11 protein-coding genes are annotated in these 14,272 nt (G+C 71.6%); 5 read left to right on the forward strand and 6 right to left on the reverse strand.

Annotated features, from left to right (window positions below; translation table 11 throughout):
* Nucleotides 1–44: 44 nt before the first annotated feature.
* Entirely contained in the window at nucleotides 45–701 is a 657-nt protein-coding gene (locus tag OG223_RS39865; RefSeq protein WP_329259694.1) for a hypothetical protein, read from the reverse strand.
* Complete coding sequence (locus OG223_RS39870) at nucleotides 698–991, reverse strand: hypothetical protein (RefSeq protein ID WP_329259697.1); 294 nt, start codon at nucleotides 989–991, stop codon at nucleotides 698–700. The genes OG223_RS39865 and OG223_RS39870 overlap by 4 nt, the downstream gene beginning before the upstream one ends.
* Nucleotides 992–1,106: 115 nt before the next feature.
* On the opposite strand from OG223_RS39870, the gene OG223_RS39875 reads away from it, so the two are divergent.
* Entirely contained in the window at nucleotides 1,107–1,799 is a 693-nt protein-coding gene (locus OG223_RS39875) for a hypothetical protein (RefSeq protein ID WP_329259699.1), read from the forward strand.
* Between the two features lie 28 nt (nucleotides 1,800–1,827).
* Here the strand turns inward: OG223_RS39875 and OG223_RS39880 are convergent, their stop codons facing one another.
* Nucleotides 1,828–2,850: a thaumatin family protein gene (locus OG223_RS39880; RefSeq protein WP_329259701.1), complete on the reverse strand. Its 1,023-nt coding sequence runs from the start codon at nucleotides 2,848–2,850 to the stop codon at nucleotides 1,828–1,830.
* A 210-nt stretch (nucleotides 2,851–3,060) separates the two neighbouring features.
* On the opposite strand from OG223_RS39880, the gene OG223_RS39885 reads away from it, so the two are divergent.
* On the forward strand, nucleotides 3,061–4,929 hold the full coding sequence (locus OG223_RS39885; protein WP_329259704.1) for a sigma-70 family RNA polymerase sigma factor: 1,869 nt from the start codon (nucleotides 3,061–3,063) through the stop codon (nucleotides 4,927–4,929).
* Between the two features lie 21 nt (nucleotides 4,930–4,950).
* Here OG223_RS39885 and OG223_RS39890 read toward each other — a convergent pair whose 3' ends face one another.
* Nucleotides 4,951–5,958 (reverse strand): thaumatin family protein, encoded by a 1,008-nt coding sequence (locus OG223_RS39890; RefSeq protein ID WP_329259707.1) that lies wholly within the window; start codon nucleotides 5,956–5,958, stop codon nucleotides 4,951–4,953.
* A 300-nt stretch (nucleotides 5,959–6,258) separates the two neighbouring features.
* Here OG223_RS39890 and OG223_RS39895 point away from each other — a divergent pair, with 300 nt between their 5' ends.
* Nucleotides 6,259–6,819, forward strand: a complete 561-nt coding sequence (locus OG223_RS39895; RefSeq protein WP_329259710.1) for a DUF3455 domain-containing protein — start codon at nucleotides 6,259–6,261, stop codon at nucleotides 6,817–6,819.
* Between the two features lie 67 nt (nucleotides 6,820–6,886).
* On the opposite strand, the gene OG223_RS39900 is transcribed toward OG223_RS39895, so the two are convergent.
* Nucleotides 6,887–8,968, reverse strand: coding sequence for an ATP-binding protein (locus OG223_RS39900; RefSeq protein WP_329259713.1), 2,082 nt, complete (start codon nucleotides 8,966–8,968; stop codon nucleotides 6,887–6,889).
* A gap of 276 nt (nucleotides 8,969–9,244) precedes the next feature.
* Between OG223_RS39900 and OG223_RS39905 the strand changes: the two genes are divergently transcribed.
* Nucleotides 9,245–10,504: an alpha/beta hydrolase gene (locus OG223_RS39905; protein ID WP_329259716.1), complete on the forward strand. Its 1,260-nt coding sequence runs from the start codon at nucleotides 9,245–9,247 to the stop codon at nucleotides 10,502–10,504.
* A 13-nt stretch (nucleotides 10,505–10,517) separates the two neighbouring features.
* Here the strand turns inward: OG223_RS39905 and OG223_RS39910 are convergent, their stop codons facing one another.
* The gene (locus OG223_RS39910) at nucleotides 10,518–13,325 is read right to left on the reverse strand and encodes a LuxR C-terminal-related transcriptional regulator (protein ID WP_329259719.1); all 2,808 of its coding nucleotides are present in this window, start codon (nucleotides 13,323–13,325) and stop codon (nucleotides 10,518–10,520) included.
* A gap of 211 nt (nucleotides 13,326–13,536) precedes the next feature.
* Between OG223_RS39910 and OG223_RS39915 the strand changes: the two genes are divergently transcribed.
* Nucleotides 13,537–14,205 carry a helix-turn-helix transcriptional regulator gene (locus tag OG223_RS39915; protein WP_329259722.1) on the forward strand — a complete coding sequence of 223 codons (669 nt, stop codon included), beginning with the start codon at nucleotides 13,537–13,539 and terminating at the stop codon, nucleotides 14,203–14,205.
* Nucleotides 14,206–14,272 lie beyond the last annotated feature (67 nt).

Raw genomic sequence — 14,272 nt, forward strand, 5'->3', positions numbered from 1 at the left:
CGACGTGGTCCGGCCGCCCTTCGGCATGCCGTACGGCATGCGGCTCAGGCGGCGACGCCCTCGCTCCCCGCGGTCCCGGCGCCGTCCGGGGAGACCTGGACACCGTCGTCCGTCACGAAGCGGAAGGTGCAGGTGATGGCGTCGAAGAGGTCGTACACCTCGTTCTTCAGCGGCAGGTTGGGGCTGGCGAGGGTCACCACCAGGAAGTCCTCCGTGCTGCCGGGCACCGGCATCATGGTGTGCATCGTCAGCAGCTTGACGTCGATGTCCCCGGTCAGCCGGGTCACCTCGGTGCCGGTGACGCGGGCCACCGTGCCCACGTGGGGCACCTTCGCCGACGTGATGACCCGGTCCTTGGGCGCCACCCCGTTCGCCGAGGAGACACCGAGCCGCGCGGACAGCACGGGGAGGGTGAGCTCCTCACCCTTGGGGGTGCTGACGGCGAAGACCATGCCGTACGCCATGAAGAGGCCCTCGGTGTACATCGTCGCGGTGCCCGCGGCCAGCAGCGCCCCGTAGCGGCGGGCCGCCCTCGTCACCTCCCGGCCCTGCCGGAACATGTCGTTGATCCGGGCCTTCTCGCGGGGGTCGTCGGTCGAGGCCAGTGCCTGCGCACGGGTCCTGGCCAGCTCCTCGCCGCTCAGGTCGACCTGCTCCCAGGAGTCCGGGATGTCCAGCAGGAAACGCTGTGCCGTGCTCACTTGCCGCTCCCGCTGTCGAGGTTGGACACCGCGTCCTGGTCGGTCTTCTCGAAGGAGTCCAGGATGCTGCCGATGGCGTCCTTGATGCCCAGCACCTGTTTCTGCAACTGGCCCTTGCCGTCGTCCCACTTGTTCTCGAAGTTCTGGGCGGAGCCACGGGAGAGCTCGGGCCCGAAGGCCGCGTCGAAGTCGAACGTGTTGTGTCCGATGTCGATGAAGTCGTGCACGAAGCCCAACATGTCCTGGGCCTCCTTGAGTTCACTCCCGGGGATGTTGACGTCCGACGCCACGGAGGGCCCCCGTTTCTGTGCGGTACGGATTGATGTCTGCCCTGAACACGAGGTCGGCGGCCCGAAACGTTCACCGCCGTTGAACCTTTGCCGGGGGCTGTCTCGTGTTGTCCACATGACCCCGCTCCAGACCCGCCCGCCGTCCTCGAAGAGCACCGCGCGCCGTGCCGTTGTCGCATCCCTTCTCGCCCTGACCGGTGTGGCGAGCCTCTCGGCCTGCGGCAAGACGATCTCCATCGGCGACACTTCGGCCCCCGCCGCCTCGTCCCCCGCGTCGTCGGCCGCTCCGGCATCGCCCTCCGCCTCCCCCTCGGCCGCGACTTCGGGTCAGGGCGGGGGCAACTCGGCGCTCCAGGTGGTCGATTCGACGGCGAAGGACGCCGGCCTCACCGGCACCGGCGGGACCGTGGTCGGGGCGGTGGTGCAGGAAGCGCCGCCCAAGTGGGTGCAGTTGTCGGCGGTCACCTCGTCCTCGCTCTCCTCACCGCACCTGATCAACATCAACCAGGCGGCGCTGTACCGCTTCGACAAGGACACCGCGTCCCCGTCCCAGTCGAACTGCAACGACGACTGCGCGGTGAAGTGGCCGCCCGTGACCATCGAGGAGGGCGGCAACGTCTACCTCGCGGGTGTGAACCCGAAGGAGGTCGGGGCCATCCGCCGCACGGACGGGCAGGTCCAGATCACCGTCGGCGGCTGGCCCGTCTACCGCTTCTCCGGCGACAGCAAGCCGGGCGACCTCAACGGCCAGGGCGTCGGCGGCACTTGGTTCGCGGTGGGCCCGACCGGCGAGAAGGCGACGAGCTGAACCCGCCGGCCGGGCCCTTGAGTTGGCCCTATGAGCCGGTCGTCCCGAAGGTGATCCTGTAGTAGCAGGCCCCCTTGCACGGCATCGTCGCCCCGTCGTCGAAGGCGTACGCATAGGCATAGGGGGCCGCCCGCTTGAAGACCTGGGTGTAGTCGACCGGCCACTTCGCGGGGACGCAGTTCTCGCGGCCGGCCCAGGCGCCGCGACAGCAGTACGTGTCACCGCCGAACGCCGCGCAGGGCGGCTTGCAGCCGACGACCTGGCCGCCCGAGGTGGCCCGCATCGCGGTGGGGCAGTTCACGTCCGAGGTGCAGACGCCCTTGTAGCAGCCGGTGGAGCTGACCGGGTCGGTGGTCGCGGTGTGCGAGATGTTGATCCACATCGGCAGGTTCGAACCGTCGACCATGCTCACGTCGTAGAAGTCCATCCCCGCGTACGCGTCGAACGTGAACTCACCCAGTGTGGTGGGCGGGTTGGCGCCCTCGCACACGCTGGTGCAGTCGCCGGTCGCACAGTGTCCGGCGGCCGTCGAGGCGCATCCCGTCCGGCCCCAGATCCGGCCGCCCCAGTTGTTCGCGACGGTCACCGACAGGCTCTGGCCCGGGGCGAGTTCGCGGCCCTTCGGATAGATCGCGGTGTTGGTGACGATCGCCCAGACCGTCTTCGGGGTGCGGTTGACGACCGTGATCAGGCGCTTGCCGGCGGGAGCCGTCGAGGGCCGGTCCGGTGCCGGTGCGTCCGCCTTGGCGGTCGGTTTGGGCGTGCTCTTCCTCGACGCGGTGGCCTTGGGGGAGGGGGAGGCCGAAGGCGAAGGGGAGGCCGAGGCGCTGTTGCCCGTCGAAGGGGAGGGCGAGGTGCTGCGGGACACGGCCGGGCGCGCGGCCGTGTCCTGGTGGGCCGTCGTGCGCGTGCCGCCCGTTCCGGACGGCGTCCACACGCTGTAGGCGATCAGCACGGTGGCGGCCGTCGCGAGGGCGGCCGCCGCGACGTACCACCAGCGTCGGCGGTGTCCTCGCGCGCTCGCGCCGAGTCTTCTGCGTCCTCGTGCCATCGTCCTCGCGCCTTCCTGATGCTCTGCGGATGCGGTCCAGATGCGGTCCTGCCTATCGGTGACCTTTTCGGCGGCGGCTCGACAACATAAATTCGGACGCGACCGGCTGATTTCTTTTGTCGTCCTGTTTTCTGTAGTCCCTGCGCGCGTCGGCGGTCTCCGAACCAGAGAGATGCCACGGCCGGACCACACGCGGAGGAACGAACCCAGATGCGCAAGAAGCCCAGGAGTGGCCCCGACGCGGGCGTGGTGACGGCCGCGTGCGCGGGCGACCGGCAGGCCCTGGATCACCTGCTGACGCAGTGCCTGCCGCTGGTCTACAACATCGTCGGCCGGGCCCTGAACGGTCACGCCGACGTCGATGACGTCGTACAGGAGACGCTGTTGCGCATGGTGCGGGGGCTGCCGAAGCTGCGGGATCCCGCCGCGTTCCGGTCCTGGCTGGTGGCCATCACGATCAGGCAGGTGCGGGACCGCGAGCAGCTACGGGCCGCCGACCGGGACCGCAGGGCGCACCTGGAGGACGCGGAGGCGATCACCGACCCCGCGCTCGACTTCGCCGGACTGACCATCCTGCGGCTGGGGCTGACCGAGCAGCGCCGTGAGGTCGTCGAGGCCACGCGCTGGCTCGATCCGGACGACCAGGAACTGCTGTCCCTGTGGTGGCTGGAGGAGACCGGCGAACTCGAACGGGCCGAACTCGCCGGTGCGTTGGGGCTCTCCGACCGGCACGCCTCCGTCCGCGTGCAGCGCATGAAGAAGCAGATGGAGGTCTCGCGGATCGTGGTGCGGGCGCTGGTCGCCGCGCCGCGCTGCGCGGAGTTGGACGAGACGGCCTCGACGTGGGACGGCACGCCAAGTGCCTTGTGGCGCAAGCGGTTTGCCCGGCACATCCGTGGCTGCGGGGTGTGCCGGGGACTGGACGAGGGCCTGCTCCCGATGGACCGGCTGCTCAGCGGGCTGCCACTGGTGGCGGTGCCGGCCCGGTTCGACGTGTCCCATCTGCTGGACGCCGCCACAACCACCCCTCTCTCAGGGCACGGTGGAACGCGTCGGCGGCACGGGCATGGGCGCCGGTCCGGCCGTATCGGCGGCAAGCAGGTCGTGGGTGGTTCGGCGGCGGTCGCCGTCGTCGTGGTGGCCGCGCTGGTCGCCCCCCGGCTGACGGGGGGTTCCTCCGCTACGACGGCGGTGGCGTCGGCGTCACCCGCTCCGGTGGTCAGCGTCACGCCGAGCCCCACGCCCTCGCCCTCGGCGACTCCCAGCGCGTCCCCTTCACCGAAGGCCAAGCCGAGTCCCTCGCCCTCGACGCACACCGCGGCCGCCCCCGCGCACATCGCCTCCGGTGCCAAGAAGGGTGTCGGGGTGTGGTCGTTCGGCGGGGTGAGCCAGGCGCTCGCCGCGAGTGGGGCGAGCTGGTACTACACCTGGTCCACCCAGCACTCCGGCATCACGACGCCCTCCTCGGGCTCCTTCGTGCCCATGATCTGGGGCGCGAAGTCCGTCACCGACTCCTCGCTCGCCCAGGCCCGGTCGTACGGCCCGTATCTGCTGGGGTTCAACGAACCGGACATGGCGCAGCAGTCGAACATGACGGTCGAGCAGGCGCTGGAGCTGTGGCCCCGGCTCATGGCGGCGGGCAAGATCCTGGGCAGCCCCGCGGTCGCCTACGGCGGTGACACGGCGGGCGGCTGGCTGGACCGCTTCATGTCCGGGGCCAAGACGAAGGGCTACCGCGTCGACTTCATCACCCTGCACTGGTACGGCGGCGACTTCCGCACCTCGCAGGCCGTGGACCAGTTGAAGTCGTACCTGGCCGCCGTGTACGCGCGCTACCACAAGCCGATCTGGCTCACCGAGTACGCGCTGATCGACTTCTCCCAGGGCACCCGCTTCCCGTCCGCGCAACAGCAGGCCGACTTCGTCACCGCGTCCACCAAGGCGCTCGACGGGCTGTCCTACGTGCAGCGCTACGCGTGGTTCGGGCTGGGCGCGGACCCGGCGAAGCCGAGCAGCGGGCTCTTCACGGACGGTACGACGACGACCGCGGCGGGCCGGGCCTTCCGGTCCGCGGACTGATCCGGCCCGGCCCGCACGGAGTCAGGGACTCACGCCCCAGGTGATGCGGTAACCGCACTCTCCCGAGCAGGTGAGCACGCTGGTCGCGTCGTCGTTGACGTAGGAGTACGCGAAGGGCTCGGCCTTCTTGAACACGGCCGCCGAGTCGACGGGCCAGGACGAGGGGACGCACTGGGGGCGGGCCGCGTAGGCGCCCGTGCAGCAGGTCCTGTCCGTCTTGAACACCAGGCAGGCGCTCAGGCACGCGACGACCCGACCGCCCCTGACGCGCTGCAACGCGGTGGGGCAGGTCGCGTTGGCGTCACGGGTGCATCCGGCGGCGGAGCACCCGTTTGCGTCGATCTCGTCGGTGGACGAGCCGCCGTAACTGTTGATCCACATCGGCAGGTTGTTGCCCTCGACCAGGCTGACGTCGTAGAAGTCCATGCCGTTCCAGGCGTTCAGGTTGAACTCGGCCAGCGTGGAAGGGAATTCGCCCCATGTCGAACCGCACTGGAAACGGCCGCAGTCCCCGGTCGTGCAGTGGCCGTCGCCGGCCGCGTCGAAGGAGCAGCCGGTGCGCGCCCACACCCGGACGTCCCAGTGGTCGGGGACGGCGAAGCTCAGGCTGGCCCCGGGCTTCAGCACCCAACCCGTGGCCTCCACAGGGTGCTTGGGGTCCGCCGCGATAGCGGGCCAGATCGTCTGGTCCAGCCGGTTGACGAGAGTGACGGTCCGCTTGCCGCCCACGGCCACGGTCTTGGGCTGCCCGGCCGCGCGGGACGGCGAGGCACTGACGCGGGGCGACTTTCGCGCGGCGGGAGTAGGCGAGGTCGAGGACGTGGTCCGCGGTGACGGCGACGTCGTCGACGAAGGGCGGGGGAGGGAGGGGGAGTCGGCGGTCGCCGTCCCGTGCGTGGCCGACGGGTCCGCGACGATACGACCTCCCGACGCGGGCCCTGTCCCCGCGCGGGCCAGCAGTACGCCGGTCACCACCGCGAGGCAGGTGAGGACCGCCGCGGCGATCAGGGCGGCCTGTCTACGAGGCATCTCTCCACACTCCTGTCCGTTCCCACATCTCCGCCGCGCGGCGACGCGGCCGGCGGAGCTTCCGTAGAGGAGACCGGCGCCCGCCGCGCCGGACAACGGAAACCGGGGCGGCAATACCCGGCACGGGTGAGCAGTGCTGGCCACAAGTCGATCAGAAGTTGGCAACCCGGCCGTGATTGTCCCGCCGTACATTGCGTCAGCGGGGCCGAAGATCATCTGATTCGGCCCGGAAGTCCGGATACCCGCGACCTCGTCGCAGGCATCGCGACCATGTTCAGAAATTGCTCTGGAGACCCACCGATGAAGATCGCCAAACGTCTCATCCTCACCACCGCGGCCGTCACCGCCGTGGCCGCCGGCACGCTCGTGAGCGCGACCGTCGGTCAGGCCGCCACCCCGCAGCCGCCCCTCCGCCTCGGTGTCACCGTGCCCGACGCGCTGAAGGTCCCCGACGGCAACAAGCTCACCGGCGTCTTCTCCGCCGCCGGCGTCCAGACCTACACCTGCACCAACAGCGCCTGGACGCTGCTGGAGCCCGCCGCCACCCTGTGGGCCAAGAACGACCGCACGCACCGCCCCCTCGCCCTCCACTCGCGTGGCCCGGTGTGGGTGTCCACGGTCGACGGCAGCGCCGTCAACGGCTCCGCGATCGCCAACTCGCCCAAGACGGGCACCATCCCCGAGCTGCTGGTGAAGGCCACGGCCACCCGTGGCACCGGGGTCTTCGGCGGCGTCTCCTACGTCCAGCGCCTGGCCACGAGCGGCGGCGTCGCCCCCACCACGGCCTGCACCGGCACCAGCACGGACCAGGTCAGCGTCCAGTACACCGCGACGTACGCGTTCTACAAGCCCGCCGAGTAACCCGGCGAGCGGTGACGGCGGTGGCTCCCTCGGGGGTCACTGCCGTGCGCCCGCCCGAAAGGCCCCCTCAACTCCCTTGGGCCGGCTCCTGCTCCGCTCTGATCCGGCCGTGCACCTCCCAGTCCCACACCGTCTCGCGCACCTCGTCCAGGGCGCGGGCCAGATGCCTGCGGTAGGTGCTGAACGCCATGTTGAGCTTTCGTGCCACCGCGTCCTGCGTCGACGTCGAGTGGTAGGTAAGCGTCAGCACGTCGTGCAGATGCCGGGTGCGGGGATGGACGTTCAGCCGCTGTACGGCCTTGCCGATCAGCTCGCGCAGCGCGGTCACCGGGTCGCCCTCGCTGAGCTCCTCCACCAGCCGACTGCGCAACAGCGGGTTGTCGGTGAGCCCGCCGGGGTCGAGCCAGCCGCGCAGCGCCTCCCGCACCGCGGCGTCCGACTCCTCCCGACTCAGCGGTGTGCCACGGGACTCGGGCTTCCCCACCGCCACGGCCGGTGCCCCGCCGAGCAGCCGCGCGTCGATCCCCTCGGCCCACTCCGTCACCCGCGCCGCCCGCCAGTCGTGGCAGAACAGGCCGTACCCGCGATCGGCGTGGACGGCCCGGCGGGGCGGCTGGAACATGCCCATGTACGTCATCAGCGGCGCCCAGAACTTCGGTTCGGCGCTGACGAAACAGGACCAGGCGCAGTGCTTGGCGCGCAGCAGCTCGAAGACGATCCGCATCCGCACCAGATCCCAGGACCGCGAGGGGCGGTGATGGTTCTCCTCGTGCACCATGAACCGCGCCACACCGAGGTGTTCGCCCTGGCGCGGGGGCGTCATCGCGGAGACCAGCTCCCACGCCTCCGTCACCACGGGGTCGGCCGCCCGAGTCTCGTCGTCGAGCCCGTCGATCCTCAACCAGGCCATGAATCCCCGCAGTTGACCTGTGTCGCAGCACCGGTGGACGTGGAACGCCTCGGGCTGGCGCCGCAACCAGTAGGCGACCGTACGGGCGTTGTGCTCGCCCTCGACCCTGCGGGTCAGCTCGATCAGCGCGGGGGCGTCCTCCGGCCGCATCGGCTGCTCGTGGACGGCGGACTCGTCGCGGTCGCCCTGGAACTCCCGCAGCCACTGCGCCCGGGAGACGATGTGGTTGAACTCGCGGGCGGCCCGCAGGGCTTCCTTCTCCGGAGCGTCGCGCACCCGCTCCACCAGATACCGGCGGACCCTGCGGTGCATGGCCTTGTACCGCTCCGGATCGCGCCAGCGGAAGTCGCTGTCGAGGGCGTCACGGACGACGTCGTACGGGCACACCCCGAAGGGGCTCGACTTCATGAACGACAACTGCCGTAGCCAGGCGAAGAGTTCGGTGGCGTCCTCGTCCGGGAGCGCCACGCGCAGCAACTCCTCGGTGGTGTCGGCGACATGGCCGCACACCTCCAGCGCCCGCCGGTGCGCGGAGGAGGGCGGTCTGCCGACCGCATGGGTCAGCAGCCGGTCGACGACCGTGCGCAGCGGGGCCCAGAAGACCTCGTCCGTCGCGGTGTTGTCGGGGGTCGCGGCCTCCGCGACCAGGCGCAGGGCGAGCGGATGGCCGGCGGCGAACCGCAGCAGCGAGGCGTGCAGCGCGGGGTCGGCGCCCTGCGAGGTGAGCAGCGCCGCCGCGTCCTTCGGCCCCAACTCCCGCAGGGGCACGACCTGGAGGACCTCGCTCCACGCGAGGTCCGCCTTCCAGAGGGGGTCGGGCGCGTGCCGTCCGGCGACGACGACCAGGGCACCTGCCGGTAACCGCGGCAGGAAGCGGTCGCGTATCCACTCCTCCATGTCCCGGTAGCGCTCGAAGTCGTCGACCAGCAGGACAGCGTTGTCCTGGGCGAAGACCTCGGCGGTCGCCGCCTCGAAGGCCGCCGGGGAGAGCTCGACGGTACGGGCGTCGACGCCGACGACCGGCCGGCCGGCGGCGCGCGCCTCCGCGGCGAAGCGCTGCAGCAGCGCGCTCTTGCCCATGCCGCCGGGGCCGTGCAGCACGATGACCATCGGAGCGCCGGGTTCGCCGGCCAACGCCCGCCGGAAAAGGGCGAGTTCGTCCCGCCTGCCGACGAAGTACTGCAGGCGGGCGGAGGCAAGCCGGTCGGCCAGCAGGCCGGCGGAATCGTCCTTCGCCATGCCGTTCCCTTCCCCGGAGTCGACCGCTTCGGGCCGCTGCGAAACCTACCCGTTCGGGCCGGGCCGTGGAGCACCGCCGGACCTTACGCCGGTCTTACGGACCACGGGACCGATCACCGGCCGGGCGCCCCAAACCTGGGAGGGGGCCGTCCGTGGAAACACCCGCCGACCCGCTTCTTTGTCCTATTCGTGCTCGTTGAGGAACGCGGAAGGGTCCGTAACCCTCCTTCTGTGTGAAGGAAACAGCACAGGCAAGGAAACCGGGGACTGAGTGGCATGGGTTTGACCAGCGAGACTACCGTTTATGTGATGGCGGCCGTGGCCGTCGTCTGCGTGGCGCTGCTGGTCTGGGTATGGCCGAGGCTCGCCAGTCCGGGCGTGCGGCACGTGCTCGGGCGGCTGACGGCCATCGGAGTGACTCAGGTCACCATCATCGCGGCGTTCGCGTGCTGGCTGAACTCCTCGTACCAGTTCTTCGGATCGTGGGGCGAGCTGTTCGGCAACGTCGACACCGCCCCCGTCGGCGTGACCCAGGCGGCCGACCACAACGGCACGATCGGCGGCGTCTCCGTGAAGGGGGCGCTGGTGCAGCCCGCCGGCAGCGAGCAGTTGAACCGGGTCAGCGGACTGCCCACCGGCGATCCCGCGGTGAACGGACGGGTGGAGTCCGTCAAGGTCATCGGCCGCCGTACGGGAGTGGTCGACCCGGCGTTCGTCTACCTGCCGCCGCAGTACTTCCAGAAGGCGTACGCGCGCCAGCGCTTCCCCGTGGTCGTCGCGCTCAGCGGCTACCCGGGCAGCATCTTCAACCTCGCGCAGTACCTGCGGGTGTCGCAGACCGCCGGGCAACTGCAGAAGAGCGGGCAGATGCAGCCGACCATCATGGTGATGATCCGGCCGACCATCGCCCCGCCGCGCGACACCGAGTGCGTGAACGTCCCGGGCGGACCGCAGACCGAGACCTTCCTCGCCAAGGACCTTCCCCAGGCCCTCAAGTCCGTCTACCGGATCGGCCACGACGCCGGCGCCTGGGGCGTCATGGGTTACTCCTCCGGCGGCACCTGCGCCCTGCAACTGACGATGCGCAACCCGCACGTGTACACGACGGCCGCCGCGCTCTCGCCCGACTACCGGATCAAGGACGACCCCACCACCGGCAACCTCTTCGGCAGCGGTCTCGGCCGCGTCAACCGGGTCAACGGACACGACCTGATGTGGCGGCTGAAGCACCTGCCCGTACCCCAGGTCTCCGTCCTGGTCGCCGACAGCAAGCACGGCGAGCGCGGCTACCCGCAGACCCTCGCCTTCATCAAGGCCGTCAAGGCACCCATGCGCGTCGCGTCGATCCTGCCCGAGTCGGGCAGCCACAACTTCCCCACCTGGGTACGGGAGATGCCCGCCGCCCTGAAGTGGATGAACCAGCAACTCACCTTCCCCCAGGACGTCGTGCCCCGCCACGTCCCCAAGAAGAAGGGCAACAGCACCGTCCGGGCCGAGGGCACCGAACCCAAGTCGACAACGGGCCCGCGCAAGTAGCGCGGACAGCGGGTCACTTCCCGTTCGGACGCCCCAGCGTCCTGGGCAGTTCGCCCCGCCGCCGGATGCCCAACTTCCGGTAGGAACTGGTGAGATGGGTCTCCACCGTGCGGCGGGCCAGATGCAGCAGATCGGCTATCTCGGTGTTCGTCCGGCCGTCGGCGGCCAGTTCCGCGATCCGCCGCTCACTGGTCGTCAGCGACCGGAAACCGGTCCGGGCTGGCGCCGCGCGCCGGGCCCCGCTCTCGCCCAACGCCTCCTCCGCCAGGGCCCATTGACGGGTCGCGCCCAGCCGCTCGGCGCGCTCCGCGGCCTCGCGCAGCGTGGCCCGGGCCCGTCCCCGGTCCCCGGCCGCGGTCAGCCCACGGCCCTGCGCGATCAGCGCCGCCACCAACTCGGCCTCCGTCCCCACCGGCCCGTCCCGCAGCAGCCCCACGGCCTCCTCCGCCAGCTCCAGACCGCGCCGGCCACCGGTCGCCGCGGCCAGGACGCGCAGTGAACGGCCCATCGTGCGGGGCGTGTTCCACACCCGGGCCAGTTGCAGTTCCTCCTCCGCCAGGGCGATCGCCTCCCGGGGCCGGGCGAGTGCGAGCCGGCACTCGGCGGCGGCCGTACGCCACGGGGTGACGACCGGGCTGACCACCTCACGCGCCGACTGCCGCCGCCCGCACTCCAGGAAGTCGTGCAGCGCACCCGCCGTGTCACCGGTGGCCGCGCGCAGCACCCCCCGCGCGTACAGGAAGCGGTTCAACTCCCAGGAGTCCGGCGCCGATCGAAGATCGAAGCCGTCCGCGAGCCGCAGCGCCCGGGCCTCCTCACCGGTCGCCACCAGCGCCAGCAGCACATGGGCCTGCCGGTTGGAGGGCGTGCTGCGCGCCCGGTCCCGCGCGCCCGGCTCCGCCAGCAGCCGTGCGTGCTCGCCGCGGGCGGCCAGGATGTCGGCCCGTACGTTGGCCAGCGCCTCGTGCATCGGATGCAGCAGGTCGGGACGCTGCCCCACCAGGCCGCGCTCCACCAGCCTTTCCGCTTCCGGGAGTTCGTCGGCCCACTGGGCGACGGCGGCGGCCGTGCCGAGCAGGAACGGCTCGGTCAGCGGATCGGCGGGCTGCGCGAGCAGCGCCCGCAGTCGCCGCATCGCCTCCGCGGCCGAGATCAGCCCGGCCGTGGCAGCGTGGCGCACGAGCAGCGCCCGACCGGCCGTACCGACCAGCTCCGGCGAGTGCTCGGCGGCGTCGGACAGCCACCGGTACACCTCCGTGCGGACCGTCTGGTCCTGCTCGGACAGCAGCACCGAGGCCGTCTGGAGGGTGCGGATCAACTGCGGACGGTCCGTCAACTCGTCCTCCACCGTGCGCAGTACGTCCACGGCGGCCCCCGTCCTGCCCCGGCCGGCCAGCGCCGTGCCGAGCGCGACCGCCGCGCGCACCGTGTCCTGCGGCGCCCCCGGCAGCCGTAGCGCCTCGCTCAGGCGCGGGATACCGGCCGAGGACGTCTGCGCCTTGTACTCCAGGGAGCCCAGTTCGGTCAGCAGCCGCTGTCTGGGCGCGTCCGGCAGCGGCTCCTCCAGGGCCCGGCGGAGGAAGGCCGTGGCGTCGGACGTGCGCCCGTCGCGCAGCGCGAGCGAGGCCGCCTCCTGGAGCGCGACCGACGTCCAGGGCGCGCCCACCGGGTCGGACAGCAGCAACTGCCGCGCCACCGTGTCGGGTGAGACACCGTGGCGGTGCATCGTCTCGGCCGCCGCCGCGTGCGCGGCCCGCCGCCTGGCCGCGGGGACGCCGGTGAGCACCGCGTCCCGCAGGAGTGGATGCGCGTAGCGCGGACGCTCGTCGAGGTCGGGGCGCAACACCCCCAGGCCGCTCATCGCGGTGAGCCAGCCGGCCACCCGCGCCGGGTCGGCACCCGCCAACTCGGCGACCACCGTGGCCAGTTCGTCGAGCGGAGGGACCGGGCCGCCCGGCGACTCCCGAGGCAGGTCCCCGTCCCATCCCTCGTCCAGCGCGGCCAGGGCCCGGGCGACCTCGCCGGTGGCCGGGCCCGCGCTGTCCAGCCACCAGGAGACGGCGGCCGGATACGCGCCCGGGTACAGCGCGGCGGACGTCTTCGGCACGGCCGGATGCCGGCCGGCGCGGAGGTCGTCGAGCAGGGCCCGCAGCAACAGAGGATTGCCGCCGCCGGCCCGCACGCAGTCGTCGACCCAGGACGCGGGGGCGTCGGCGTGCGCCGAACTCACCAGCGCGGCGGCCGAGTCGGGGGTCAGAGGGGCCAGCGTGAGGGTGCGGACCAGGGCGGGCGACAGGGTGTGCGTCAGGCCCGGGGCCGATGGATCGACGTCGTACTGGCTGCGTTCCGTGACGACCAGCAGGATCCGTAATCGGTCGACGTGCCGGGCGGACTCGACCAGCCAGCGGTGCGAGGCCGGGTCGGCCAGATGGACGTCGTCCACCGCGATCAGCAGCGGTGCCCGGTCGGCGTAGGAGCGCAGCACCCGCCCGAACAGATCGGCGCTCGCCCGCTCGTCCCCGGCGAACGCCGTGTCCCCGAACTCCGGTACCGGCGCCATCAGTTGCAGGACGGCGGCGTACGGAACCGCCTGGTCGCGCGGCGAACAGCGGGCCCGCAGCACCCGCATGCCGTGCGCCAGGGCGTCCGTGACGGCGGCCTCCAGCACGGTCGTACGGCCTGTACCGGTGGCCCCGCGCAGCAGGACCAGCCGCCCGGCACCCGCTCGGGCCCACGCCGCCTCCGCCGCCAACAGCCGTGTCGCGTCCCGGTGTTCGGGCGGTGTCGCGGACGCTCCCGCGTCAGACCTCGCCTCCGGCATCGCGGTCCTCCTCGTGTCCGTCGTACCCGTGGCGCGGTCGCTGCCGCCGCCTGTGCCGTTCACTCGCTGTGGTGCGCCGTACGTCCGATCTCGTGGTGCTGCTCGTGGTGCTCCACGATTGCGCGCGCCCCACCCGTCCCCTGAGTCTGAGGAGTACACGGCCGTCACCAGCTCAACCGGTGCGGCACGTATGTGGATTCGAGGGAGAACGTTGCTCAGCTCATCGCGGCCCGCACACCCCGGTACGGCCGACTCCGGCGACCGGATACCCGTGGCGGTGCACGCCCCGGACCCGATCTCCCGTGAGGGAGCACTCAGCCAACTGCGCAGATACCCGGAGATCGACCTCCGCGAGGAGGGCGACACCGGTCCCGGCAGGGTGGCCCTGTTCATCGCCGACACCCTCGACGAGACCGCGCTCACCCGACTGCGCCGGCTCGTGCGCAGCGAGGGCGGGCGGGCCGTGCTCGTCGTCGGGGCGCTGCGCGAGGCGGAGTTGCTCGATGTGATCGAGTGCGGGGTCGGCGCGATCGTGTGGCGCGGGGAGGCGACCGCGCAGCGCCTGGTGCAGGCCGTGATCGCCGCGGCCCGGGGTGACGGCGACCTGCCGGCCGATCTGATCGGCCGCCTCGTCGAACAGGTGGGGACGCTGCACCGCAGCGCGGCCGGCCGGTCCGGAGCCCATCCCTCGGGGCTGTCGCCGCGTGAGGTGGACGTCCTGCGGCTGGTCGCCGAGGGGCTGGACACCGGAGAGATAGCCAGCAAGCTCTCCTATTCCGAACGCACCGTCAAAAACGTCATGCACGGGCTGACCACACGCCTTCACCTGCGCAATCGGGCGCATGCCGTGGCGCATGCCCTTCGGGAAGGCTACATCTGACCGAACGGGCACTCGAAGCCGGACACGCGGGCAACCTGCCGTGCCCTTCCCCCGTCCCCAAGGTGCT

The sequence above is a fragment of the Streptomyces sp. NBC_01478 genome, from assembly GCF_036227225.1.
In the GTDB taxonomy this organism is placed as follows: domain Bacteria; phylum Actinomycetota; class Actinomycetes; order Streptomycetales; family Streptomycetaceae; genus Streptomyces.

What these genes read in the sequence shown, in the direction of transcription:
- OG223_RS39875 (WP_329259699.1), top strand. Translation starts at nt 1,107, where the DNA reads ATGACCCCGCTCCAGACCCGCCCGCCGTCCTCGAAGAGCACCGCGCGC.
- OG223_RS39880 (WP_329259701.1), bottom strand. Translation starts at nt 2,850, where the DNA reads ATGGCACGAGGACGCAGAAGACTCGGCGCGAGCGCGCGAGGACACCGC.
- OG223_RS39885 (WP_329259704.1), top strand. Translation starts at nt 3,061, where the DNA reads ATGCGCAAGAAGCCCAGGAGTGGCCCCGACGCGGGCGTGGTGACGGCC.
- OG223_RS39890 (WP_329259707.1), bottom strand. Translation starts at nt 5,958, where the DNA reads ATGCCTCGTAGACAGGCCGCCCTGATCGCCGCGGCGGTCCTCACCTGC.
- OG223_RS39895 (WP_329259710.1), top strand. Translation starts at nt 6,259, where the DNA reads ATGAAGATCGCCAAACGTCTCATCCTCACCACCGCGGCCGTCACCGCC.
- OG223_RS39900 (WP_329259713.1), bottom strand. Translation starts at nt 8,968, where the DNA reads ATGGCGAAGGACGATTCCGCCGGCCTGCTGGCCGACCGGCTTGCCTCC.
- OG223_RS39905 (WP_329259716.1), top strand. Translation starts at nt 9,245, where the DNA reads ATGGGTTTGACCAGCGAGACTACCGTTTATGTGATGGCGGCCGTGGCC.
- OG223_RS39910 (WP_329259719.1), bottom strand. Translation starts at nt 13,325, where the DNA reads ATGCCGGAGGCGAGGTCTGACGCGGGAGCGTCCGCGACACCGCCCGAA.